At 41.3% G+C, this 24,370-nt stretch carries 23 protein-coding genes and 1 other RNA gene; 1 reads left to right on the top strand and 23 read right to left on the bottom strand.

What is annotated here, in order from left to right; all coding sequences use genetic code 11:
- Positions 1–156 precede the first annotated feature (156 nt).
- The 6 genes from ACP8HI_RS14020 to ACP8HI_RS14045 all read right to left on the bottom strand — a co-directional run bounded on the left by ACP8HI_RS14020 (position 157) and on the right by ACP8HI_RS14045 (position 5,266).
- A complete protein-coding gene (locus ACP8HI_RS14020; RefSeq protein WP_438351648.1) occupies positions 157–816 on the bottom strand; it encodes a TerC family protein in 660 nt (219 codons plus the stop codon).
- Between the two features lie 91 nt (positions 817–907).
- Positions 908–2,134 (bottom strand): tRNA uracil 4-sulfurtransferase ThiI, encoded by a 1,227-nt coding sequence (thiI, locus tag ACP8HI_RS14025; RefSeq protein WP_438351834.1) that lies wholly within the window; start codon positions 2,132–2,134, stop codon positions 908–910.
- Positions 2,135–2,140: 6 nt separating this feature from the next.
- Complete coding sequence (locus ACP8HI_RS14030; RefSeq protein WP_438351649.1) at positions 2,141–3,292, bottom strand: cysteine desulfurase family protein; 1,152 nt, start codon at positions 3,290–3,292, stop codon at positions 2,141–2,143.
- A gap of 105 nt (positions 3,293–3,397) precedes the next feature.
- Positions 3,398–4,108 carry a lytic transglycosylase domain-containing protein gene (locus ACP8HI_RS14035; protein WP_438351650.1) on the bottom strand — a complete coding sequence of 237 codons (711 nt, stop codon included), beginning with the start codon at positions 4,106–4,108 and terminating at the stop codon, positions 3,398–3,400.
- Positions 4,109–4,580: 472 nt separating this feature from the next.
- A complete protein-coding gene (locus tag ACP8HI_RS14040; protein WP_438351651.1) occupies positions 4,581–5,012 on the bottom strand; it encodes a hypothetical protein in 432 nt (143 codons plus the stop codon).
- Positions 5,013–5,047: 35 nt separating this feature from the next.
- Positions 5,048–5,266 carry a DUF1540 domain-containing protein gene (locus ACP8HI_RS14045; RefSeq protein WP_438351652.1) on the bottom strand — a complete coding sequence of 73 codons (219 nt, stop codon included), beginning with the start codon at positions 5,264–5,266 and terminating at the stop codon, positions 5,048–5,050.
- Positions 5,267–5,468: 202 nt separating this feature from the next.
- On the opposite strand from ACP8HI_RS14045, the gene ACP8HI_RS14050 reads away from it, so the two are divergent.
- Complete coding sequence (locus ACP8HI_RS14050) at positions 5,469–7,421, top strand: S8 family peptidase (RefSeq protein WP_438351653.1); 1,953 nt, start codon at positions 5,469–5,471, stop codon at positions 7,419–7,421.
- Between the two features lie 189 nt (positions 7,422–7,610).
- Here ACP8HI_RS14050 and ACP8HI_RS14055 read toward each other — a convergent pair whose 3' ends face one another.
- From ACP8HI_RS14055 to ACP8HI_RS14135, 17 genes are all read right to left on the bottom strand, one after another.
- Positions 7,611–7,895: a hypothetical protein gene (locus tag ACP8HI_RS14055; protein WP_438351654.1), complete on the bottom strand. Its 285-nt coding sequence runs from the start codon at positions 7,893–7,895 to the stop codon at positions 7,611–7,613.
- A gap of 203 nt (positions 7,896–8,098) precedes the next feature.
- An RNA gene (gene rnpB / locus ACP8HI_RS14060) (RNase P RNA component class A) lies at positions 8,099–8,508 on the bottom strand.
- 80 nt (positions 8,509–8,588) lie between these two features.
- On the bottom strand, positions 8,589–9,704 hold the full coding sequence (locus ACP8HI_RS14065) for a Nif3-like dinuclear metal center hexameric protein (protein ID WP_438351655.1): 1,116 nt from the start codon (positions 9,702–9,704) through the stop codon (positions 8,589–8,591).
- Positions 9,680–10,453: a tRNA (adenine(22)-N(1))-methyltransferase gene (locus tag ACP8HI_RS14070; protein ID WP_438346862.1), complete on the bottom strand. Its 774-nt coding sequence runs from the start codon at positions 10,451–10,453 to the stop codon at positions 9,680–9,682. Before ACP8HI_RS14070 ends, ACP8HI_RS14065 begins: the two co-directional genes overlap by 25 nt.
- Before the next feature lie 320 nt (positions 10,454–10,773).
- On the bottom strand, positions 10,774–11,910 hold the full coding sequence (gene rpoD, locus ACP8HI_RS14075; RefSeq protein ID WP_438346863.1) for an RNA polymerase sigma factor RpoD: 1,137 nt from the start codon (positions 11,908–11,910) through the stop codon (positions 10,774–10,776).
- A 46-nt stretch (positions 11,911–11,956) separates the two neighbouring features.
- Positions 11,957–13,777, bottom strand: coding sequence for a DNA primase (gene dnaG, locus ACP8HI_RS14080; protein WP_438346864.1), 1,821 nt, complete (start codon positions 13,775–13,777; stop codon positions 11,957–11,959).
- Between the two features lie 40 nt (positions 13,778–13,817).
- A complete protein-coding gene (locus tag ACP8HI_RS14085) occupies positions 13,818–14,291 on the bottom strand; it encodes a YaiI/YqxD family protein (RefSeq protein ID WP_438351835.1) in 474 nt (157 codons plus the stop codon).
- A gap of 229 nt (positions 14,292–14,520) precedes the next feature.
- Positions 14,521–16,596 carry a glycine--tRNA ligase subunit beta gene (gene glyS, locus ACP8HI_RS14090; protein WP_438346865.1) on the bottom strand — a complete coding sequence of 692 codons (2,076 nt, stop codon included), beginning with the start codon at positions 16,594–16,596 and terminating at the stop codon, positions 14,521–14,523.
- Positions 16,589–17,476 carry a glycine--tRNA ligase subunit alpha gene (glyQ, locus tag ACP8HI_RS14095; RefSeq protein ID WP_438351836.1) on the bottom strand — a complete coding sequence of 296 codons (888 nt, stop codon included), beginning with the start codon at positions 17,474–17,476 and terminating at the stop codon, positions 16,589–16,591. The genes glyS and glyQ overlap by 8 nt, the downstream gene beginning before the upstream one ends.
- A 340-nt stretch (positions 17,477–17,816) precedes the next feature.
- The gene (recO, locus tag ACP8HI_RS14100; RefSeq protein ID WP_438346866.1) at positions 17,817–18,572 is read right to left on the bottom strand and encodes a DNA repair protein RecO; all 756 of its coding nucleotides are present in this window, start codon (positions 18,570–18,572) and stop codon (positions 17,817–17,819) included.
- Positions 18,573–18,605: 33 nt separating this feature from the next.
- Entirely contained in the window at positions 18,606–18,755 is a 150-nt protein-coding gene (locus ACP8HI_RS14105; RefSeq protein WP_438346867.1) for a YqzL family protein, read from the bottom strand.
- A gap of 137 nt (positions 18,756–18,892) precedes the next feature.
- On the bottom strand, positions 18,893–19,789 hold the full coding sequence (era, locus tag ACP8HI_RS14110) for a GTPase Era (RefSeq protein ID WP_438346868.1): 897 nt from the start codon (positions 19,787–19,789) through the stop codon (positions 18,893–18,895).
- Between the two features lie 44 nt (positions 19,790–19,833).
- Entirely contained in the window at positions 19,834–20,238 is a 405-nt protein-coding gene (locus ACP8HI_RS14115) for a cytidine deaminase (protein WP_438346869.1), read from the bottom strand.
- Positions 20,239–20,241: 3 nt separating this feature from the next.
- Positions 20,242–20,610 carry a diacylglycerol kinase family protein gene (locus tag ACP8HI_RS14120; protein WP_438346870.1) on the bottom strand — a complete coding sequence of 123 codons (369 nt, stop codon included), beginning with the start codon at positions 20,608–20,610 and terminating at the stop codon, positions 20,242–20,244.
- On the bottom strand, positions 20,610–21,107 hold the full coding sequence (gene ybeY / locus ACP8HI_RS14125) for an rRNA maturation RNase YbeY (protein ID WP_438346871.1): 498 nt from the start codon (positions 21,105–21,107) through the stop codon (positions 20,610–20,612). The genes ACP8HI_RS14120 and ybeY overlap by 1 nt, the downstream gene beginning before the upstream one ends.
- A 3-nt stretch (positions 21,108–21,110) precedes the next feature.
- Entirely contained in the window at positions 21,111–23,378 is a 2,268-nt protein-coding gene (locus ACP8HI_RS14130; RefSeq protein WP_438346872.1) for an HD family phosphohydrolase, read from the bottom strand.
- Positions 23,379–23,392: 14 nt separating this feature from the next.
- Positions 23,393–24,364, bottom strand: coding sequence for a PhoH family protein (locus ACP8HI_RS14135; RefSeq protein WP_438346873.1), 972 nt, complete (start codon positions 24,362–24,364; stop codon positions 23,393–23,395).
- Positions 24,365–24,370 lie beyond the last annotated feature (6 nt).

Genomic DNA, 24,370 nt, shown 5'->3' on the forward strand with positions numbered 1-24,370 from the left:
ATTCATGTCAGAATCCGGATGAACATATTTTTAAGATTATTGTATATGAAATTCGTTTAAAAGACCATGTTGTTAACGCAAAAAGGAACCTGGCAACAATTCACCGTCAAGTTCCTTTTGCTGGTAATCACTATTTATGATGATGATGTGGGTATACTATACCCGGTGTGATGCCATTTTCCTTAATCCTCCAGATAGAACAACAATAATAGCTAGTGCCATTGGCAACACTGAATGACCATCTGGCCAAAGAGCAGATAGATACCCCCCGAAGCTAGAATCCTGAAGTATCATTTCTCCGGCTGTGTACCCCAATATTCCAGCACCGAAGTAAACAAGAATTGGAAAGCGATGCAGCCAATGAATAATAATAGTACTTCCGTAGATCACAATCGGTATACTAAGGGCAATCCCAATGACAATTAAGGAAATATCCCCTTTCGCAAGACCCGCAATGGCCAATACATTATCAAGACTCATGATGAAATCTGCTGCTATAATGGTGCGTATCGCTTTTGAAATCGTTGGTGTCTCGCCCACCCTGAGTTCTTTTTTCTCGTCAGATAATAACTGGAATGCTATCCACAATAACATAATGCCTCCGAATGCTTGTAGATATGGAATCTTTAGCATCAGCACAGCAACCAAAGTAAGGAGACATCTAAGGACAATAGCTCCCATGGCTCCCCACCACACTGTCTTTTTGCGCTGAGCCGGAGGCAGATCTTTACTTGCTAAAGCAATAACGACAGCATTATCTCCACTCAAAACTAAATTAATTACTAGTATCTCCAGTAATAGCCACATCTGCTCCATAGTACAACTCCCCCCATTCATACATGTATGAATGAAATGGAGCTTGTATGCTTATGAAATGATCAATTTATTATTTCATAAACCATCTGAATTAGAACCACTCCTCCTGTACCGCATCCACAACCGCTCTGCTTCCCCCTCCATTCGGAGTAAGCACAACTGTCTCAGTACGTTCAAACGCATCTTGCAACAGCTCCTGAAGACCGTTGATCGAACGTTCTATTCTATCTAAAGCGCGTATACTTGGATTGGTAGCTGGTGATTCGGAGACGAACAGTGTACAACAGTCTTCATAGGGTTGAATAGAAAGGTCATAAGTTCCGATCTCTTTAGAAATCTGGATAATCTCATTCTTATCCATCATAATTAAGGGTCTAAGGATGGGTAGCTCTGTTGCGCGTCCAATCGCATTCAAGCTGGATAATGTCTGACTAGCTACTTGACCTAGACTATCACCTGTCACGATCGCCAATGCCCCTTCTCTCTCAGCCAGTGATGTCGCAATTCGTAGCATCGCCCTACGCATTAAAGTAATGATCAAATTATCCTGACCGATTCCAGTAAACGAGGTCTGCACATCAGTAAAGGGAACGAAGTGAACTTTCATTTCACCAACATAACCCGATAACACTCTGGCTAAATCTTCAACTTTATTTTTAGCTAATTGACTTGTAAATGGATAACTGTAGAAATGAATACATTCCATCGTTAATCCTCTACGCATTGAACTCCATGCTGCTACCGGGCTATCGATCCCGCCTGAAAGTAAGATCATTGCTTTTCCATTACTTCCCCGTGGGAATCCACCTACACCTGGAATCACTTCATAGAATATATATGTTTTCTTTTCTCTAATTTCCACTCTTAGCTCAAGCTCAGGTTGATGCATACATACATTAAGCATTTGAAATTCCTTTAACAAAAGTGATCCTACATGATCATTCATTTCATGGGAAGAATGAGGAAACCCTTTCCACACACGTCTAGCATGTACTTTAAAGGTAATATCATCTTGCAGATTCATTTCTTGCAAATATCTATGGCTTGTCCGTAGTATATCTTCTAAATCAGGCGCACAGACGATAACTGGGCTGATGGAGGAAACTCCAAATACGTTCTTTAATGCTTGAATCGGTTCTTTTTCTGATTCTCCGTTCAGATACACGTAGATTCTTCCGAACTCACTTCTTAATTTTAGACGCGGAAAAGGTTCAAGAACGGATTCCACATGAAGGGTTACCGACTTCTCAAATCTTCTACGATTCTTGCCTTTTAACATGAATTCTCCAAAACGTATTAGTAACATATCATAGGTCATCATTTATCAATTTTCCCTTCTTAGAAATGGCTCTAGTTGCTCGATGGCAGTACGTAGCGCACCCTGTAACAAACTCACTTCTTCTTCTGTATGACTATCTCCAAGACTAATTCGGATTCCACTTGATGCTTCTTCTACGCTCAGTCCCATGGACAGTAAGACACGGCTTGGCTCTGATTGTTTGGTTGAGCATGCCGATTTAGTGGATACAAGCATTCCTTGTTCTTCCAACGTATGCAGCAACACTTCAGATCTCATTCCTGGGTAAGAGAAATGTACAATATGAGGTGCTGAGTTCTCATGAGTATGAAGCTTTAGCCCTTGAATATCTCTTATGGTAGCATGAAGTCTGTCACGAATAACAGACACCTTATTCATAAAGGATTGTTGCTGCTCATTAGCCATGCGCATCGCTTTAGCCATAGCAATGAGCTGTGGGGTATTCTCCGTTCCTGCACGCAATCCAGATTCCTGAGATCCGCCAGTTAGAAGAGGTGTTAATTTCAGTCCCTCACGCACATAAAGTAGCCCACTTCCCTTAGGACCACGAAACTTATGTGCAGAAAGTGTGTAAAGATCCACCTGCCATTTTTTTAGATCGACGGCCAACTTTCCGAATCCTTGTACACCATCAACATGAAATAATGTTCTTGAATTACACCGTTTAATTTCCTGTCCAATCGCTTCTATGGGTTGAACAGCTCCCATTTCGTTATTCACATGCATAATACTGACGAGAATCGTATCTTTTCTTATAGCTGCAGTAACAGATGCAGGATCTACACATCCCTGAGAATCGACTGGAAGAAAAGTAACCTCATACCCCCATTGTTGTAGTTGGAGAAAGCTTTCGTATACGGATGCATGCTCCGTCTTTGTTGTAATCAAGTGTTTGCCACGATTCATATATTGAAGTGCAACACCCTTAATCGCCATATTATTACCTTCTGTCGCTCCAGAAGTAAACACGATTTCCGTCGGCTTGACGTTGAGAGCATTTCCGCAGACTTCTCGAGCTCGCTTGATCAACTTGATAGCATCTTCCCCAAATTGATGCATGGATGATGGGTTGCCATAGTGCTTTGTCATAACCTCAGTTATTGTGCGTATGACATCATCATAGGGTGGGGTGCTTGCGGCATGGTCCCAGTAGATCATTATGAACTTCTCCCTTCTTTTTCGACAACACAAAAAGATCAACCCGCGGAGAGGGTGCAAATCATCTTGCTGATCTTTCACCCTGGTGCCTCCACGTGTGATCTCTTATCCTTCGTATTTGGTGCGAGCGTTCTGCACCTTGGTAATATAATTTCTAGTCTCCAATGGAAGTGAATCTAAGCGGTTCATTAGCTCTTGATCGGTTGATATCCCAAGTCGTTGAATTCTTCCTGGGCCCGCATTATAAGCTGCAAGTGCCACGTTCTCTTCTCCATTAAATCGCTTTAATTGATAAGATAGATATCTTGTTCCTGCATCAATATTCTCTGCTGGATCAAATGAATCACTCACTCCCAATCCCGCGGCTGTTCCATCCATTAATTGCATTAACCCTTTGGCTCCTGCTGAGGATACTACCTGCGGATTGAAGGATGATTCTGTGTCGATAACTGCTTTGATCAATGATTCGGATATTCCATACTGTTGGCTTGCCTGCTGTATCAGATCATTATAGTCTGTCGATAATGACTTCCCAGAATGACCCTTCGATTCAGAAACACTCAAGTTATCCTTACTCACAACTCCAAGCTGTTGCCATAAGAGCCCATCATCCCAAGATACTCCAGCATTTGAAGATATGACTTGATTATCAGATGATAATTCAGACGTTGTCATGATCTGCTTCAATAAACCGCCGAAATCAGATCCACTCGTTTGAGCACTAAGTATATCCTGTATAAGATCATTTTTATCCTGCACAGTAGCATTCTGTTGTAGGTTAATAAGTTGTTTCGCCGTCACATTATCAATCTGCATAGCCTTATCCCAACTTCCATCATAATCTTCTTCTTACATTTTATCATGGGCGTGGGTCATACGCTACCTTCTCCTTTAAAAAGTTGATTCTATTTAGAAAAGAACGCTTTCCGGCGTCCTTTTGTGAAGGAGTTCACGTGGTGAGTGAGAAGGAACTGGTTATGAGCTGCTCATCTCAGGTCGCGCACATTTTGTAAGCAAACCACCTTACTATGTTAAAAAGGCGAACTTTCTAACCTCACGAGGAGGCTTGGAAAGTTCGCTTAGAAATATCATTTAAAAGAGATTCTAAATCATAATCAGCTTTGCAGAAAACAATCGATGATGTACGAAGTAGCGAAGATGACGGAATTGTCCTGAAGAAGCGTAGCGCTCGCCTACAAGATTTCCTACGGAAAGCTACTTCGAAAGCATATGATGGATAATCTGGCATCGTAGCGGTATCCTACATATGTGTTTTCCAAGCCCCTTATTATCTTCCAAAAGGAATAAGGAAGAAATAACTAAGCGTAGCTAGTATCCCTAGACCCATTGACCAAGCGCCAGTTCCTTTTCTTCCTTGGGAATAGGCATAGTATCCAATGAGCACTGAAATGGGACCTAGAACGATGGACCACATGAATAAAGATACAACACCCAATGCAAGACCAACATACCCAGCGACTTTTCCTGTTCTATCGTCCATCTCTTCCACATCTGAATCTTTATTCTGTATCTTATCGTCATGAATACGAGCAGGCGTAGATGTCATTTCTGCTGCATACTCCTCTTTATGATTGTGAGTCATACGAGGATAATCAGCACGCTTGTACAAATTAGCATGAAGTGTACTCTTTTTGCGAACACCTTCATCTTTTTGTATTGGATCATCATGAGTTTCTGAACCATATTTATCATCTTCCATACCAGCACCTCCTATCAGATTGGACAAATTTACTTTTACTCTGGTCTAAATGTTAAGCAGCAAGTCGAGGATGACGTTCGTGCCTTATCCTGATGAATAGCAAATGGCTCATCCCCAAATTCTTCATTCAAATTTGAAGTAGCATGAGCGTCAATTTCAATCACGATTTTCTCAGCACGACATAAGTTCTGTTCTCCCCAGAAATGACAATTACTCACACTGCACTTCACTAATGTTTTGGACTCATTGCTCATTTATATCACCTCTTCTTCATTGTTTCCGACAGTGTAAACTGATATGCGGATTTGATTATGTAAGTTGATGTAAACATACAAAGATTATCCTATTTGTAGCTTTTCAGCTTGAAGGAACCAAGATCGGTATCAAGATCATGAATAAATTCCGAGTTACTTCCTAATGCTAATGAAAATTTTGATGAGTATAGGAGGTGTTGAAATGTCCCGGCGAGCACGGCTAATTACAGGGCTTATTGTCACAACAGGATTGATCACAACGCTTGTTTTACTACCTAAGACCAATTTCAATTCCAGTTCCAGTTCCAGTTCCGAATCAAATCTCAGTACTAATAATAGTAACCGTTCCAAATCACATATTGCTTCAAAGACTCCAGTCGCCAACTCTCTACAAGAACACACCATGAAACAACAAATGATGAGTCAAGATATTTCATCCACAGATACTTTAACTCGGATGGATGCGAAACAGCATCTTACAACGATAGTAAACCAATCCAACACCCTCAATCGAAAGGATATGGGCTCATATATCCAACAATTGCAAAAGACTCATCATCATATTCAACTACTGACCTGGATCGACTTCTCCAATAAGCGTTCTACTCCTTACCAAGCAAATGACCTTACTTGGGATACGAGTAATAACAAGCAATACAACACTTATCAGAAATTAGCTAAACACCATTTACGTAATCATCGCTCCTATGAATCGCCTTCATTTCAAGTAAAGGATACCCAATACTTTATTATGGCTGAACCTTCAATTCACGGAAACAAAGGTATTATTGCATTAATAAGTCAACAGGTTCTGAGCGAAGTATCTAGTCACCAGAAACGTAACTTACGCCTAATTCCCTATCCTAAGGAAGGGAACTACCGAATCGAATCTGTGGAGACAAATACGTTGCGTGATATTACCGTAAAGACCGGACACGATAATGAAAAAGCGAGCCATTATTATGAACACGAAATCGTTGTCCACTTCCGGGAAGCTATTTCAAACAAAGAATTAATGGCGATCTCCAGTGAGATCCACTCTAAATGGGTACGCAAAATGGGTTATGCTTACGTTTTCCATGCCAAAAGCTTGAGCTATTCAGAACTAAAAACTTATTTCACAAATAAATACAAACCTAATTATGTTGAACCTCATTATTTATATCTAACCAATGACGTAAAGGATGAAAGTTCTACGCGTATATCACCCATCATTCCTAATGACCTACTATTCTCCAAGTATCAATGGAATTTACCAGCGATTGAAACTAACAAAGCCTGGGATTTGTCCAAGGGAAGTGCCGATGTGATCATAGCAGTTGTGGACACAGGCGTAGATTTAGCCCATCCGGACTTGAAAGGCAATCTTGTTGATGGATATAACGTCGTTGATCCATCCAAGCCGCCTACTGACGATGTGGGACACGGTACACATGTCTCTGGAATTATAGGCGCAGTGGTCAACAACAATGAAGGTGTAGCTGGGATTAGTTGGTATAATAAAGTGATGCCGGTTAAAGCACTCGACAGCTCAGGAGCTGGTACTACTTACTCCGTAGCAGAAGGTATTATTTGGGCAGCTGATCATGGTGCCAAAGTGATCAACATGAGCCTAGGTAATTATGCTGATTCTGAATTTCTACATGATGCCATCAAATATGCCTATAACCGAGATATTGTCATTGTAGCTGCTACTGGGAATGACAATACAGAACGACCTGGATACCCTGCTGCTTATCCTGAGGTGTTCTCTGTATCAGCAACAGACTCCGATATGAAACGCGCTTCATTTTCTAATTACGGGGATTATATTGATGTTGTGGCACCAGGCACAAGTATAGCCAGTACCTATCTTGACAATCAGTATGCTGCACTTTCCGGAACGTCTATGGCAAGTCCTCATGTTGCTGCGTTAGCAGGGCTCATTAGGTCGAGAAATCCCAATCTCAACAACGAAGAAGTCATGGATTTGATGCGTGAAAGTGTCGTCGACTTAGGAGATAAAGGAAGGGATAAATATTTCGGATATGGACAAGTCGATATTTACAAAGCACTTAAAGCGGCAGGTAATGGGTCTTCTCCACTTCAATTTTGGCCACAACAAATCCAGAATCAAATGCAGTCCGTCATTCGAAAAGATCAATCTTCTAAGTAGCCATTGCCATACCCTACGTCTAGTGGCGTCCTTAGTGGACACCACTACCTACAATTAGCTTCAACCTTTTCCATTCACCTATAGAGTCAATTCTTGAAATTCATTAAGAGTAAACCTGATGGTTCTACACAAAAATCCGTGCGCTAAAAACTCACACGGATTTTTGTGTTATTCATTTTAACTCAACAGTTATTTTTTTGATTTTGATTTTGATTTCACTTTTGCTTTTGCCATTGTTACATTCCGTCTTTTTTCTTTCCGTCCGGAAACGCCTACTCTCTCTTCAATTGCTTCATCCGTAGTCACATAATTATAAATATGTTTGGAAACGGGGACACAATGATGTCTCTTGACCACTTGAACTGTATGGATGACAGGAACAACTTGAGGGTAAAAGAAGTCTTGAACAACAACAATTGGATCACAGAATATCGGTTCTACTTGCGGACATTGAAATCCAGAACAATCGCTCATAGGTTATAACTCCTTTCGTGATTTTGATATAGTATATTGTAGGTGTCTACCTTTGGATTGTACGATTGACCAACCTGTATCGAATCATGCAGAAAAAAGCCCATTATATATCCTTAAAACAGATGTCAATAAAAATGGTGTTGTTCCTCAGTAAATAACTGATAGAACAACACCATTTAATAGTTACACATATAAGTTGTAGTTGTGAAAGTTTGCCGTAAGCCGGGTCCTGTGTTCTTCGTGGTACATACGGGAACTACCCTCCCACTCCAAACGACAATCATCTATCTAGGCCGAACATTGCTGATCGGCTCAAGCGACCAACCTAAACGCGCCTCGGGCTAAGGTTGCTCTCTTTGCAGAGAAGCTGCGTTCCATTAGGTCTTGCTCCAAGTGGGGTTTACCAGGAACGAAGTCACCAGCGTTCCTCGGGGTCTCTTACACCTCGGTTCCATCCTTGCCTGTGCCGCTTACGCAGCCATCGGCGGTCCATTTCTGTGGCACTATCCTTCAACTCGCGCTGACTGGACGTTATCCAGCACCCTGCCCTATGGAGCCCGGACTTTCCTCTCGTGATGCCTTACGCATCACCAGCGATTGTCTGTCAAACTTTCGTGGCAACAAATGATAGTATACAGCGAATTTGCCGCAGATTCAACCCTAATCAACTTGTAACTTTGGAAAGTTTCGCCTTTACATAAATTGAAATGGTTCTGTGTTCACTTCTGACACATGAACTTTGGTCTCAACTTTAGCATTTTGAAGCTTTCCTCTCATCCAATCTGCCACTTTAGATTTCATTATTTTCTCCGTATTATGTCCTGGATCAATAATCGCAATACCTGCCATTAGAGCGTCCTGTGCCGTATGGTAATCAATATCCCCAGTTACAAGCACATCCGCACCTCGGTAGATCGAAGGTGATACATATCGACTCCCTGAACCTCCAAGAACAGCCGCTTTACGAATCGAACGCTGGAGGTCTCCTACCACTCTTACATGATCTACCTGTAAATTCTGTTTCACAACCTCAACGAACTCTGCAAGTAGCATCGGTCTGTTCAATTTCCCTACGCGACCAAGACCCAATGTTCTTCCTTTTAGATTCATTGCATAAAGATCATAGGCTACTTCTTCATAGGGATGGGCTTTTAGCATGGCCTGTATAACTTTACTACGGATTCCATGTGGCACAATCGTCTCAATCCGCATTTCTTCAACACGTTCCATTCTTCCCTGCTTGCCTATAAATGGTTCCGTTCCCTCTAAAGGCATAAAGGTTCCGTATCCTTCGATATTAAAGCTACAGTGGCTGTAATCTCCAATCGCGCCTGCACCTGCCCCAAGAATGGCGTCTAGAACTTGCTGATGATGGCTCTTAGGCACGAAGACAACCAGCTTGGACAATTCCTCTGTATGAAGATCTTCCAATGGGGAGCCGTTCTCAATGCCTAGTGCTTCCGCCATCCAATCGTTCATTCCACCTTCTGTAACATCCAGATTTGTGTGGCTTATATAGACCGCAATATCATGCTTGATTAGCTTCTCATATAGTCTACCCATAGGGGTATCTGTCTGTAGATGCTTCAGAGGACGGAATATAATAGCATGATGCGCAATAATCAGATCAACTTGAAGCCCAATAGCTTCCTCAACTACCTCATCATTCACATCTAACGCAATGAGAACATTGTGAATATCTTTCTGGAGTGTTCCCAACTGCAGCCCTATTCGATCATCCGGCATGGCTACATGCTTAGGAGCTAGCTGCTCCATATATTGAATTACAGTCTGTCCTTTGGCAAACATGAGAGCACCTCCCTAATCTGCTGAATCTCTTGTGCAAAGACTTCAGACTTAGCCTCTGCTGAGGATAAAGACGATGTACCCAACGATTTCAATACTCGCGTAAGTTTATCAAGCTCCGACATCCACTTGGCTGTAAAAATATCATTGTTCTCCTTTAACAGCCAAGGACCCATGCGTATTAGAATATCCTTTGTCACTTTCACAGTTCCATTACCGCTGTCCACTTCATACTCTCTGTAGACCTCATCATTAGTTAACATAGTCCCATTAGTATTCTCTGGAACAGCCGTTAATATTTCATATACTTTACGATCCTCTTCCATAATGTGCTCTGATGTTAGTACAAAATGGTTATCTAATAACCAACGTCGAACTATATCTTCACCTACATTGGGTTGTAATATAAGCTGCTTAACACCTTGGAGCTTATTCAATCCTTGCTCCAATATACTCGAGATAAGCGCACCGCCCATTCCAGCAATTGTGATAACATCCACTTCACCAGGAGCTACGACATCTAGACCGTCACCAAGCCTAACAGAAATTTTGTCTTTCAGACCAGATGTAGCCACTTGTTTAGCAGCTGCATCCCGTGGTCCGGAATTGACTTCCCCTGCAACTGCTCGGAGTACCTTTCCACTTTGGATAGCCGCCACAGGTAACATTGCATGATCAGAACCTATATCTGCTAGCGTACTTCCATCTGGAATTTGTTCCATAATAAATTGTAATCTTTTCGATAATTTCATAACGACACCCACACATTCCATTTTTTTCGTGAAAAGAAATGCACCACAAGTACGACCTCAATAACTGACGTTAACATTTGCATTGGCAAAGAAAAAGAGATAAAATAAAAACCAATAAAACAAATCAAGGGAATAATTCCAAATGAAAGAAGCTAAGGCATATTATTACTACGTCTCTAACCAATAAACACTGGTATCTTCCATACGTATGATGATACTAAACCGAAACTATAGATGCACTCCAAGGTAAATTCACGAGTATTTCGAACAAAAAGGACCTTGCTGAGCCAAATAAGCTGCAGAAGGTCCAATAAACCGTTTTATTCCAGAAAGTCCTTCAGCCTTTTACTTCGGCTTGGATGGCGTAATTTGCGAAGCGCCTTAGCTTCGATCTGGCGAATCCGTTCACGGGTTACACCGAACACTTTACCAACCTCTTCAAGAGTTCTCGTACGTCCATCATCTAGACCGAAACGCAAACGTAATACGTTCTCTTCCCGCTCAGTTAACGTGTCCAATACATCTTCTAATTGCTCTTTTAGAAGCTCATAGGCTGCTGCATCGGCAGGTGCCAATGCCTCCTGATCTTCTATGAAATCTCCGAGATGTGAATCGTCTTCTTCCCCAATCGGTGTTTCAAGTGAAACAGGTTCTTGAGCAATTTTCATAATCTCTCTTACTTTTTCAACACTTAACTCCATCTCAATTGCAATTTCTTCCGGTGCTGGCTCACGTCCTAATTCTTGAAGCAGTTGACGAGACACGCGGATCAATTTATTAATGGTTTCCACCATATGAACTGGAATTCGGATCGTCCGTGCTTGGTCAGCGATAGCTCTAGTGATAGCTTGACGTATCCACCATGTAGCATATGTGCTAAATTTAAATCCTTTTCCATGATCAAACTTCTCTACGGCCTTGATTAGCCCCATGTTACCTTCTTGAATAAGATCAAGGAACAACATCCCTCGTCCAACATACCGCTTAGCAATGCTGACTACGAGCCGTAGATTAGCTTCTGCAAGACGTCTCTTAGCCTCTTCATCACCTTGTTCAATGCGTTTAGCTAGTTGAACTTCATCGCTTGCTGATAGTAACTGAACACGCCCAATTTCCTTCAGATACATACGGACAGGATCATTGATCTTTATCCCTGGAGGCAATGATAGATCATCAACAAAGACCGTCTCACCCTCCTGTTGTTCTTCAGAGTCATCATTAGGACGGAGAGTGTTCGATTCTTCTTCGTCATTTTCATTGACTACTTCAATCTCCAAGTCACTCAAATGTTCGTAAAACTCTTCCATTTGCTCAGGATCCTGATCAAATGGTGACAATTTCTCCATAATATCCTTCATATTCAATGTCGATTTCTTCTTACCTTGCTCAACCAGTTGATCTTTAACTTGATCCAAAGTCAATTCTGTCTCTATTTCAGTACGTTGATCATTCGCCATAATTCGACTCCCTCCTCCCTAGAAACAATCCAACCATAACGATCATTCACTGTCTCTCTAGGGCAATAATTTCACTTGCTATTTGTGCTGCACGTAAAAAGTCACCTGAACGCTCCGCATTCATCATGTCTTCTTTTTTCAGTCCTATTACCTGTTGCTGTGGAACTTTATGAATTTCCCGAATGTAATCGTCCAACAACTCAACATTCCATTCTCGGGGTATATCCATCATTGAGATAGAACTAAGTGTTTTCTCCAATCGATCATCCTGAAGGGATGAAATAAATCGGCTTATATCTGGGTGTTTACCCTGTGCATAATAGGCATATAGATAAGCAGCAATAGCTGCATGATCTTCAATATTAAAAGCTTCTCCGAGGCGCTCACTCACATACTGTGCGACTTCAACATCCTGAAGCATTAGACCTAATATTCTTCGCTCTGCTGTGTGATAAGCTGGTAGTAAAGTTGGAGTAGAAACCTTCTCTTTTTTATGCCTACCATTATTCCACCCAAGATCAAAATTATCCCCATCTGGCATGTTTTTTTGCATCGTCTGGCGAATTAGATTACAATCCTGCTTCAGACTTTCGTATGAAAGCTGATGTTCTGAAGATAATTCCCGCAGATATACTTCCCTCTCTGTCGAGGATGGTAGTGCTGCAATAATCGGAAGAACTTCCTTCATATAAGCAATCTTCCCATCTTCTTCTAGCAGTATATGGTTTTTTTTCAGATATATAAGTTTAAATTTTGTTGTTGAAACAGCACCATCAATAATTTGACTCATAAATCGTTCTGGCCCATATTTACGTACAAAATCATCAGGATCAAGACCGTCGCTTAATACAGCAATTTTAATTCTCAACCCTGCACTCTCAATCATAGGAATATTCTTCATAGCTGATGACTGACCAGCACGGTCGCCGTCGTAGCAAATCAATAATTCATCAGCCATCGTCTTCATCATCGAAATATGACTTTCCGTTAATGAAGTACCCATCGTCGCAACACCATTCTGTACGCCTGCCTCCCATGCCGCAATAACATCACCATACCCTTCAAACAGAACGATTTGCCGCAGCTTGCGGATAGAGTTTTTCGCTTGGTGTAGGTTGTACAGTATTCGACTTTTGTTAAACAGCTGACTTTCAGGTGAATTCAAATATTTAGGTTGGGCATCACCAAGTACACGTCCAGCAAACGCAATCACTCTGCCACTTCTATCGTTAATGGGAAATATGACCCGATCCCGGAAACGATCAATATAACCGGTACCATCACTTCGAGTGGATAATAATCCTCCCTTGTCCATTTCTTCAAGATCGAAAGAACGTTTAGTCAAAAACTGTACCAACGTATTCCACGTGTCTGGTGCATAACCTATTTGGAACTGATCAATCATCTTATCGGTGAATCCCCGTGACCTCAAATACGCCATTGCGGGTTTCCCATGTTCCGTATTCTTTAGCAAGTAATGAAAGAATTTGGATGACCATTCGTAAGCTTGCAGTAGTCTTTCTCTCTCTGGATTAACTGAAATGACTGCAAATCCCTGTACTTCAGGCATTTCAATATGACTTTCTTCTGCCATCATTTTTACGGCCTCAGGAAATGATAATCCTTCAATTTCCATCATAAATTTAATGGAATTCCCGCCCTTGCCGCAACCATAACAGTAGAAAATTTGCTTTTCCGGTGTCACTGTAAATGATGGAGTCTTCTCCGAATGAAACGGACAGAGACCCTTCATATACTTTCCTTGCTTTGTGAGATGAACGTACTTACCTACCGTATCGACAATATCATTGTGCTCCAAAACAGAGTCGATTACTTTTTCCGGAATATTACCTTGCCCGGCACTCATCTTTACCACCTTCATCTCTTTAGCACGTAAATATTATTCGCTACGACTGATCGTTCTCCTGCAAACCCTCTAAAATTTTTGTCAGATTGTGTTGAAAAAATATTTTATCATCTGCTGTAATCGGTTTAGGTCCTTTAGAATGCTTGCCCATTCTCCTCGCCTTCGCTTGATGATGCCTTCGATCCAACATTAATTCAATATCATTATCTCCATATTGCAATCCTCGGTTAGAAATGACGTAACAACCTTTAGCCAATGCTAGTGCAGCTAATCCATAGTCCTGTGTCACTACGACATCACCACGTGTAATATGGTTCGCAATGTAGAGATCTGCACTTTGATCACTGCGATCAACCTGCACAGCAGTAACGCCTTCTTCTTCTCGAATTAGATGATCATAAGATGAGACCATAATAACTGGGACAGAAAACCGGCGTGCAGTAACAGCTATTTCATGTTTAACCGGACAAGCATCTCCATCGACGACAATATGACAATTTATCTGTGTAGCCAGAATATCACCTATTCTACCCTAAATTTACTTCTTAATAGAGGTTGTTCAAAAAGTCATTAGTGCTGAATATGCGAATTTTAAAACTCGCACTTATAGTATATACGCTTTGTACTAGGTAAAATCCTTCTTACCATCAACTAGTAATTAATTGAAAATCGATGAAAGGGCTATACCTTCTTACTATTTGCACAGAAACCGTTTCGTATATATATACCCATTTTTCTTATAGTTACAACACAAGTTTTGAGAAATCCGCAAATTTCTTAAGATCTTGATCAATAGCAGCAAGAAGTGCCAATCGATTATTCCTAATTTTCTCATCCTCTGCCATAACCATAACAGAATCGAAAAATTCAGTAATGGCATTACGAATTTCCCCTAACATCTGCAAAGCCTTGAATCCATCACGTCGTTGTAATGCTACATGGTAGTCTTGAAGGATCGTGTTCCAACTTTTATAAAGCTCTTTCTCCCCTTTTTCTTGAAAAAGAGATTCGCTTATCATATGATGTTCCGCTTTCCCGCTTAGGTTACTGACACGGTTAAAGGATTCAACTGTCGTCTTGAAATCCTCTTGATTACTTACAGCATCCATTAGAGCCTCGCCTCGTGAGACTACAGAAGCTATATCATCGAAATCCGCTGAGATTACAGCATCTACGACATCATAGCGCATATTCTCAGAAAGAATCTTTTTCACACGAAGTCCGAAGAAATCAGTTACAGCTTTACGTATATCATCGGCAGAAAGCTTCATTTCACGCAGACTTCCATGGATTTCTATACTTATATTGAGCAACTCTGACAAGGAGATCGGGAACTTTTGCGCAAGCATGATTTGTACAATTCCTTGTGCTTGACGTCGAAGGGCATATGGATCTTGTGATCCAGTTGGGATAATACCAACAGAGAAACACCCAATGATCGTATCGATTTTGTCAGCAATACTAACGATTGAACCCACGAGGGAAGCAGGTGTATCATCTCCAGCAAAGCGTGGTTGATAATGTTGGAATACAGCCTTCGCCACATCTTCCTTCTCACCAGCTTTACGTGCATAGTCTTCACCCATCACACCTTGTAATTCAGGAAACTCATAGACCATTTGAGTAACAAGATCGAACTTACAGATTTCAGCAGCGCGACTGACTGCTTCTGCATCTTCTTGAGAAACTTGTAGTGCAGATGACAGACTATCCGCGATACGACGGATTCTACGTACTTTATCAGCAATGCTCCCTAACTCTTCATGGAATACAATATTTTCTAGTTTCAACAAGGCATCCTTAATATGAAGCTTCTGGTCCTCCAGATAAAAGAACTTCGCATCCGACAAACGAGCACGCAGTACCTTCTCATTCCCCTTAGCAATAACATCCAATGAGGTGTTATTCCCATTACGTACAGTAACGAAGAACGGTAGCAATTGATCTTGGTCATTCAATACTGGGAAATAACGTTGATGCTCCCTCATAGAAGTAATTAAAACATCTTGAGGGATTTCTAGAAATGAAGGATCAAACGTTCCAAATAATACTGTTGGTGTCTCAACAAGGAACAAGACCTCTTCAAGCAGATCCTCTTTAACGGCAATCTTCCATTGTTTCTCTTCTGCAAGGGCATCGATTTGATTCACAATCATCTCTTTACGCTCATCGATATTCGCAATGACAGACTGGGTACGAAGCACATCCAAGTATGTAGATGGATCCGCAACAACCACTTCACCACCTAAGAAGCGATGACCTCGTGTTATATTTCCCGATTTCACTCCAGTTATCTCTAAATCAATCACATCATTTCCAAACAAGGCAATAAGCCAGCGGATAGGTCTGACGAATTTAAAGTCATAGGCACTCCAACGCATATTTTTAGGGAAGGTCATAGAAGACAAAATGCTTAACAATGCTTCTGCTAAAATACTTGATGTCTCTACACCTAAATTGCTCTTCGTCACATAAATATATTCAACTCCGTTTAGTTCTTGGAACCTGAATTGCGCAGGATCGACTCCTTGACTACGAGCAAAACCTAATGCGGCTTTACTCCATTCGCCACTAGCATCCTGTGCTATTTTGCGGGATGGACCTTTTGCTTCTTCCTCTATATCTTCTTGTTTCTCAGCCACACCTTCAACGAGAACAGCTAAACGACGAGGTGTTGCGTACGCATGCACCGTCCCATGAGCGATTCTTGAATGATCTAGCCAGTTAACCAATCGTTCTTTCAACTGTTCTACAGCTGCACGTATAAAGCGTGCGGGCACTTCTTCCAACCCTATTTCAAACAATAGATCTTTAGCCACGTTTAACCTCTCCTTTCTTGCAGAGTGGGAAGCCTAATCTCTCACGTTCTTCCAAATAAGTAGCAGCAATCTGGCGTGCCAAGTTTCTTACACGCATGATGTAACCGGTTCGTTCAGTGACACTTATCGCTCCACGAGCATCGAGCAGGTTAAACGTATGGGAACATTTCAATACATAATCATAAGCAGGGAATACTAAATGTTGCTCCATAGCTTTATTTGCTTCTTCTTCATACATATTAAATAATGTGAACAACATTTGGACATTAGACACTTCAAATGTGTACTTAGAATGCTCAAATTCTGCTTGATGAAACACATCTCCATATGTAATTCCGTTCACCCATTCAAGATCAAATACATTCTCTTTATCCTGAATATAAGACGCGAGACGCTCCATCCCATATGTAATCTCTACAGCGACAGGATTCGCATCAATTCCACCAACCTGTTGGAAATACGTAAACTGTGTCACTTCCATACCATCAAGCCACACTTCCCAACCAAGACCCCACGCACCTAAAGTCGGTGCTTCCCAGTTGTCTTCCACAAATCTTATATCATGCTTTAAAGGATCAATACCAAGACGAATTAAACTCTCTAAATAAATTTCCTGAATATTGTCAGGTGAAGGTTTAAGAATAACCTGGAATTGGTGATGCTGGTAAAGCCGATTAGGATTCTCTCCATAACGTCCATCCGCTGGGCGACGAGAAGGCTCTACGTAAGCCACGTTCCATGGCTCTGGACCAATCGAATGTAAATAAGTCATCGGATTCATCGTCCCCGCACCTTTTTCAGTATCATACGGTTGGACAATAATACAGTTTTGCTCTGCCCAGAACTGCTGCAGTGTAAGAATCATCTGTTGAAAATTCATTAGCCTCGCTCCTTTACTCATTCGCATCACTTTCACAATTCTTCGTCTGCACAGCAAAAAAGCCCTCGTCCCTACGTCTGCTGCACAGACATAGGGACGAGAACTTATATTCCCGCGGTTCCACCCTATTTGATTATGCTGTAACTTAAGACCTTCAGCACAATCCACTTTTATTATTCTTTTCATGCTCCCGAGTTGCCATTACACGATTCTCTCCCCGCTAGGCTTACACCATTCCTAGCTCGCTAAACGTACAGGATCAACAATCGTAAATATCTCGATCAACGCATGTTACAATTGACTTAATCTTATAACATACTAATGGATATTACTCCATTCGTCAAATTTCATACTTATCCATTTGATCAAGGAAATTTCTGGATTTAAGCTTCACGCCTAATTGCAGATCAATAAAAGCTCTCATAACCAGTTTCAATTCCGCCTTGGTCTCTTCTCTGACAGTAATATTTCCAAGTTGCCTTAAATCAAGTCGTGCAAATACACGTAACATTTTAAGACCCCGTGGGGAAACCTTCATAGCTTGCGGATCGAGATGACGACATTGTCTACATAATACACCACCAAGTTGGGGACTTATCAGTAGCTCTTCGTCATTTCGCGAAAGTTCACAAGAAATACATGTATATAACTCTGGAGCATAGCCCGCTGTTTGTAATATTTTCATTTCATATACATTGAGTATAATTCCAGGGTCCTTGCCCTCTTCCAATGCAACAAGACATGCCTTCAACTGCTGAAACCAAAAACTACCTGTCTCCTCATCATGGAGAATACGATCAAGAAGTTCACAAGCATATGATGCGTAAGCCGCCATGTAGAGATCTCCACGTAGACGATAATGAGATTCGGTGATTTCACCTGCATTCAATGTACCCAATCCTGTACCGCTTCTAAAAAAAACATATTCTCCTAACGTAAACAGCTGCGTTAAGGCAGCATGTCGGCTTTTCACTTTCTTTGCACCTCGGACAAGAACTCCTATTTTCCCCGTGTTCTCGGTGCAAAGCGTAATGATTTTGTTGCCCTCACCGTAGTCCATGCTGCGGATGACAATCCCTTCCACCCTGTATAGCATGCCTCTTCCCCCAACCATTCACGGAGCAATTTCTCATTCGTTCTCTTCATAATCAACCTTCTCCTCGACCGTGACATCGGACGAGAACAACACTGGATCTGATGTATTACCTGCTTCTTTAAATAGTAAATAAGCATCAACATCTCCAGTCATCGCAAAATACTTCCACGAAAAATCTCGCATACGTATTCATCCTTTCCTTGAGAAATGCATCTGCATCTTCAAATTTAGGATGTGCGATATAAGTTGTAATATGTGTTGCAATTCCTACCAACCTATAGAGAGGTTGAACTCGGACTATAGCACTATAAACTAGGTTGTTAGCTTCCGCGATGGAAGCCGAGGTCACGAAGAACGCGATCCTGATTGCGCCAATCTTTTTTAACTTTAACCCACAACTCAAGGAATATTTTGGATCCCAATAAATTCTGGATATCATGTCTAGCCAACTGTCCAATCTCTTTCAACATGGCACCTTGTTTACCAATAATAATGCCCTTTTGCGAACTTCTCTCAACAAAAATGACCGCAGATATATGCACTAAACCATTGTCTCGAACCTGCATATCCTCGATCGCAACAGCGATAGAATGCGGAACTTCTTCCCTTGTCAAATGGAGAATTTTCTCCCGGATCAGCTCGGAACAAACAAATTGTTCTGGGTGATCTGTAATCTGGTCTGCTGGATAATATTGTGGTCCTTCCGGTAAATATTTCTCTAACTGCTCAAGTAAGGTATTCACATTGTTCCCGTTCTTAGCAGATACTGGGATAATCTCAGCGAAATCATACAACTTACGATACCCTTCAATGAGTGGAAGTAATGCTTCTGGCTCGATACGATCAATTTTATTTAGCACTAGAATGATCGGAGTCTGAACATTTTTAAGTTGCTCAACAATGTATCGGTCACCGCCACCCATTCCTTCCGATGCATCTACAAGGAAACACACTGCCTCAACTTCACCTAATGTGTTAAGAGCGGTCTGATTCATGAAATCTCCCAGTTTGGACTGCCGTTTATGAATACCTGGTGTATCAAGAAATACAATTTGCATTTTCTCCGTTGTGAATACACCATGAATTTTATTACGTGTTGTTTGCGGCTTATCTGACATGATCGCGATTTTTTGCCCAATGACTTGGTTCATTAACGTTGATTTACCTACATTTGGTCTTCCGATGATCCCTATGAAGCCTGATTTAAATTTTGCCATTTATTTATTGTCCTCCTAAAAATGTTCCCTCTGTAACTCCACATTCAATTCCCTAAATCTGATGGGCCAAAATAACCCGGAAGTAATTCGCCAACTGTTGTTTCGCGCACATCACCCTTTAGATTTCCAAGAATGACTAACATATTGGGATCACATAATTCTATCATCACTTGCCGACATACACCACAAGGTGCAATCGGTCCTTCTGTATCTCCCACGACGGCTAACGCTTTAAAGCTACCCACTTGATGCCCGTCCGCTATCGCCCGAAACATAGCTGTACGTTCAGCGCAGTTTGTAGGGCCATAGGCAGCGTTCTCAATGTTACATCCATGATGTACTTGTCCTTCACTATCCAATAGAGCAGCCCCTACACCAAAGTGCGAGTATGGGATATACGCCTTTTCTCGCGCTTTCATTGCTTCTTCCAATAACGCAACCGAATCCATATTTCATCCCCCAAACAACTCTACAATCGGTTTATAGAATATAACAACTCCTACAATTACTGCAAAAGCCGCAGTGATGAATACAGCTCCTGCGGCAGTATCCTTGGCTGCTTTGGCCAAAGGATGAATATCAAGAGAGACTAGATCCACAACAGCCTCCAGGGCTGTGTTAAACAGCTCAGCCGTTAACACTAAGGTGATAGCTAAGAGCAGAAACAACCATTGCATCGGACCTACTCCTAGAACGGCAGCAGCTAGTATAACCAGCAGAGCAGTAACACCATGCACCTTCATGTTTCTTTGAGTTGTCATGGCATGTCTGATTCCTTCCACCGCAAAACCAAAAGAAGATAGGAAGGTTTTCCTAGCCATTATCGATTCAACCCCACTTGAACCAGAACAGCTTCCTGCTTACCCATCATCTCATCCTCGGTAACCTTATCTTGATGATCATAACCAAGTAAATGCAAAAAACCATGAACAAATAGGAAGCCGATTTCGCGTTCTAAAGAATGACCATATTCTTCACTTTGTAACTTAGCACGAGTAACGGAGATAATTATATCACCAAGCACTTCCGGTATTCCCTCCATCGTCTCTCCTTCTTCTAATTCATAGATAATTTCAAGCTCATCATCTAACGAATCGTTCATAGCAAAAGAAAGGACATCCGTTGGACGATCAATACCGCGATAATCCCGGTTTAATTCATGGATCTGCTCATCATCCACAAAGGTTAATGCAACCTCTCCATCCATCACACCCTCGGATTCCCCAGCCTTTTGAAGTGCTAATTCAAGCAAAGTAATTAATGAATCATCAATCTCATACTCCGTCTGCTCGTTATTCCAAGCCAGTTGTAGACTCATACATTAGACTCCCTTTCTATCTTCTTCGTCGATCATCTTCGTTGTCTTCTTTATTTCTTCTGGATACTCAATTCTAGAGTGAAATATCCCCATGACACTTTCCTTCAACGTCTTACCGATAATACCCAATTCCTTTAGTGTAAGATCACACTCATTGAATTGATGATCATCCATACGGCTTTTGATTATTTTCTCAATCATCGTCTCAACTTGTTCTACCGTAGGGTTGCGCAATGAACGTACTGCTGCTTCTACACTGTCGGCAATCCCCACGATTGCCGATTCTTTGGACTGCGCCTTTGGCCCAGGATATCTGAAATCAAGATCGGTGAAATCCGGTTCCACACCTAGCTCTTCTGCTTTCTTCAATGCCTTGTGATAGAAGAAATGTAGAAATGTCGTTCCATGATGTTGTTCAGCAATATCTCTAATAAGCTTGGGAAGCTTATAATCCTTCAGCATTTCTACTCCATCTCTAGCATGAGCAATGATGATCGATTTACTGAGCTTAGGATCCATCGTATCATGTGGATTCTCCATATGATTCTGGTTCTCAATGAAATAACTTGGACGTTTCGTCTTACCAATATCATGATAGTATGAACCCACTCTACACAATAATCCATTCGCCCCAATGGCTTCAGCAGAAGCCTCTGAAAGATTACCAACCATCACGCTATGATGATACGTCCCAGGCGTCTCTGTAAGCAATTTACGGAGTAAAGGATGAGTCGGACTAGAAAGTTCCACCAGCTTCAATGCAGACAAAATCCCAAACGTGACTTCGAAGAATGGCATAAGCCCTATAACAAGCACAGATGTTAATAACCCACCCACAAATGCAAAAGCGACGGTATACAGTGCTTGAAGCTGACTCCATTCCGTGCCATCAATTAGAATCATAACAAATACAGCAATGGACCCAAACAGGCTTACCATAATTCCTCCCTTAAGCAGGGTGGATCGCTGACTTGCCTTATGAATGACAGTGATAGCAACATATGAAACAGTCATTGTAAAGAAACCAAAGTGAAAATCAAAAATATGACCCGTATTAACATTTAATATCATGCTAGACAATATACTAAATATCATAGCGCAAAAGAAAGCCAGAGACATATCCATCAGCAACGTTACTAAAATCGCCCCCAAAGCTACAGGAGCAAAATACCCAATATAAGGATGAATGCTATTCTGTACAATACTCACGAGATTCATAGACACAACCGTAATAAAAAATATTAAAATAAGCATGAGTAACTGTGAATTATTATATTTGTATTTATTCGCACTCGACTGACGAATAAACATATGTAATCCGAGAGTCAATAGGCATGAGAACATCAATAGCCCCAACTGTGGCCAATAATTCACCTCATTCTTAAGCAGCTTATTATCATTCAGAAGAGCATACAACTCCTCCGTAATAAGTTGCCCTTTACTCACCAGAACATCACCCTGCTTGATATAGACAGTATCCGTATTTTCACGTGCCTTTACCTGCGCTTCTTTTGTTACTTCTTCATCATAAAATTTATTCGCTGTAAGTGTCATACGTGCTAGTTCTTGCACTATTTCACGAGGTATTTTGTCACTAAGTGAGCTTGTACTCACCAGTTCTGCTACTTTGGCTCTAGCACTTTGTGCGTCCATGACCTGGTCATTACTTAACCTTGATACAATCTCCCGAGCAACAGGCTTCATCTCTTGGATGTCACCACTCGTAAGTCTTGGTATTTTTATAAAAGTTTCCTCTGGAATACGATATACCTGTTGATTAATGACTTTTGATATTTCATCCAATATCTTATCCGAATATGTTCCAGCATTTCCACTACTCTTCAGGAAATTTTCTACGAAATCCTCAGCTCGTTGCGGAATTTCCTGACGATAAATAGCGACCTTATCTTGATTAGACACCTGATCGTCTTGATTAAGTTTATCAATCCGATCTAGAATCTGAACGATTAACGTCTCATTACGAATGGGAATGATACTGTAAATGGGCTGTACTTGTTCAGCCGCCTTTTCTTGTGCTTTTAATGTCGCCTTACTGTTCGGAATTTGTCCTGGTGCCGCAATCTCTTTTTCACTGTATGAACCCAACCGTATATCATAACGTTCGGGTAATATTTTGGGTGCAAGAGTTACGTAAAATAGCACAATTAGTAACAGAAACAAAGTATAGCGTGTTAACACGCTATACTTATAACTAATATCCTTGTATGAGAATAAAAATGATTTGCCTGATGAAGGTTCCTTCGAATCCATAGAGTCAATCCCCTCTAACCTTGGTTTTCTGCAGCTCGCTCGTAGGCAACTATAATTTTCTGTACCAGTGAATGTCGGACAACATCTTGCTCTGAGAAATAAACAAATCCAATGTCCTCAATTGAACTTAATATGGAATCGGCTTCGACTAATCCAGAGTTCTTGCCCCTAGGAAGATCTATTTGCGTTACATCTCCTGTTATGACCATCTTGGAGCCGAATCCTAGTCTAGTCAAGAACATTTTCATTTGTGCGGCTGTTGTATTCTGTGCTTCATCCAGAATAATAAAGGCATCCTCGAGTGTTCTTCCACGCATATAAGCAAGCGGAGCAATCTCGATAATCCCTCGTTCCAGCGCTTTCGCAGTCTGGTCTGGACCCATCACATCATACAGTGCATCATAAAGTGGACGTAGATAGGGATCTACCTTTTCCTGTAAATCACCAGGTAAAAATCCAAGATTCTCACCTGCTTCTACAGCTGGACGGGTGAGAACAATACGTTTAACAGAACCTTCTTTAAGTGCAGCAACAGCTAATACTACAGCTAGGTAAGTTTTACCTGTACCCGCAGGACCGATTGCAAATACAATATCACGTTTCTTAATCGTCGAGACGTACTTTTTTTGCCCAATCGTCTTGACACGAATAGGTTTCCCTCGAAAGGTAGTTGTTATTTCACCCTTGAACAAATCCAGTAGCTGGTCTGCTCTGAAATCCTTTGCTAGGTCTATCGCATACATCATATCTCGTTGGGTTAAGACATAACCATTGCGAACCAGTTGAAGTAATACATCAAATAATTGTTGAAGCATCTGAACCTCTCGGTCCCCACCACTTATCGTAATTTCGGATTCACGTGAATCAATCTTTGCTGGAATTTGAGCCTCAATCATTTCTAGAAAAATGTCCTGCGGACCAAATATAGCTAATCCTTCAGCAGCGTTTTGAAATGATATTTTTGTGCTTTGTTTTTTCTCCGACAAATATCC

The organism is Paenibacillus sp. FA6 (assembly GCF_051550225.1).
Lineage (GTDB): Bacteria > Bacillota > Bacilli > Paenibacillales > Paenibacillaceae > Paenibacillus_AQ.

Excerpts from the sequence above, each read along its gene's own strand:
- ACP8HI_RS14020 (WP_438351648.1), bottom strand. The coding sequence starts at position 816 with ATGGAGCAGATGTGGCTATTACTGGAGATACTAGTAATTAATTTAGTT.
- thiI (WP_438351834.1), bottom strand. The coding sequence starts at position 2,134 with ATGACCTATGATATGTTACTAATACGTTTTGGAGAATTCATGTTAAAA.
- ACP8HI_RS14030 (WP_438351649.1), bottom strand. The coding sequence starts at position 3,292 with ATGATCTACTGGGACCATGCCGCAAGCACCCCACCCTATGATGATGTC.
- ACP8HI_RS14035 (WP_438351650.1), bottom strand. The coding sequence starts at position 4,108 with ATGCAGATTGATAATGTGACGGCGAAACAACTTATTAACCTACAACAG.
- ACP8HI_RS14040 (WP_438351651.1), bottom strand. The coding sequence starts at position 5,012 with ATGGAAGATGATAAATATGGTTCAGAAACTCATGATGATCCAATACAA.
- ACP8HI_RS14045 (WP_438351652.1), bottom strand. The coding sequence starts at position 5,266 with ATGAGCAATGAGTCCAAAACATTAGTGAAGTGCAGTGTGAGTAATTGT.
- ACP8HI_RS14050 (WP_438351653.1), top strand. The coding sequence starts at position 5,469 with ATGTCCCGGCGAGCACGGCTAATTACAGGGCTTATTGTCACAACAGGA.
- ACP8HI_RS14055 (WP_438351654.1), bottom strand. The coding sequence starts at position 7,895 with ATGAGCGATTGTTCTGGATTTCAATGTCCGCAAGTAGAACCGATATTC.
- ACP8HI_RS14065 (WP_438351655.1), bottom strand. The coding sequence starts at position 9,704 with ATGTTTGCCAAAGGACAGACTGTAATTCAATATATGGAGCAGCTAGCT.
- ACP8HI_RS14070 (WP_438346862.1), bottom strand. The coding sequence starts at position 10,453 with ATGAAATTATCGAAAAGATTACAATTTATTATGGAACAAATTCCAGAT.
- rpoD (WP_438346863.1), bottom strand. The coding sequence starts at position 11,910 with ATGGCGAATGATCAACGTACTGAAATAGAGACAGAATTGACTTTGGAT.
- dnaG (WP_438346864.1), bottom strand. The coding sequence starts at position 13,777 with ATGAGTGCCGGGCAAGGTAATATTCCGGAAAAAGTAATCGACTCTGTT.
- glyQ (WP_438351836.1), bottom strand. The coding sequence starts at position 17,476 with ATGAATTTTCAACAGATGATTCTTACACTGCAGCAGTTCTGGGCAGAG.
- recO (WP_438346866.1), bottom strand. The coding sequence starts at position 18,572 with ATGCTATACAGGGTGGAAGGGATTGTCATCCGCAGCATGGACTACGGT.
- ACP8HI_RS14105 (WP_438346867.1), bottom strand. The coding sequence starts at position 18,755 with ATGCGAGATTTTTCGTGGAAGTATTTTGCGATGACTGGAGATGTTGAT.
- era (WP_438346868.1), bottom strand. The coding sequence starts at position 19,789 with ATGGCAAAATTTAAATCAGGCTTCATAGGGATCATCGGAAGACCAAAT.
- ACP8HI_RS14115 (WP_438346869.1), bottom strand. The coding sequence starts at position 20,238 with ATGGATTCGGTTGCGTTATTGGAAGAAGCAATGAAAGCGCGAGAAAAG.
- ACP8HI_RS14120 (WP_438346870.1), bottom strand. The coding sequence starts at position 20,610 with ATGGCTAGGAAAACCTTCCTATCTTCTTTTGGTTTTGCGGTGGAAGGA.
- ybeY (WP_438346871.1), bottom strand. The coding sequence starts at position 21,107 with ATGAGTCTACAACTGGCTTGGAATAACGAGCAGACGGAGTATGAGATT.
- ACP8HI_RS14130 (WP_438346872.1), bottom strand. The coding sequence starts at position 23,378 with ATGGATTCGAAGGAACCTTCATCAGGCAAATCATTTTTATTCTCATAC.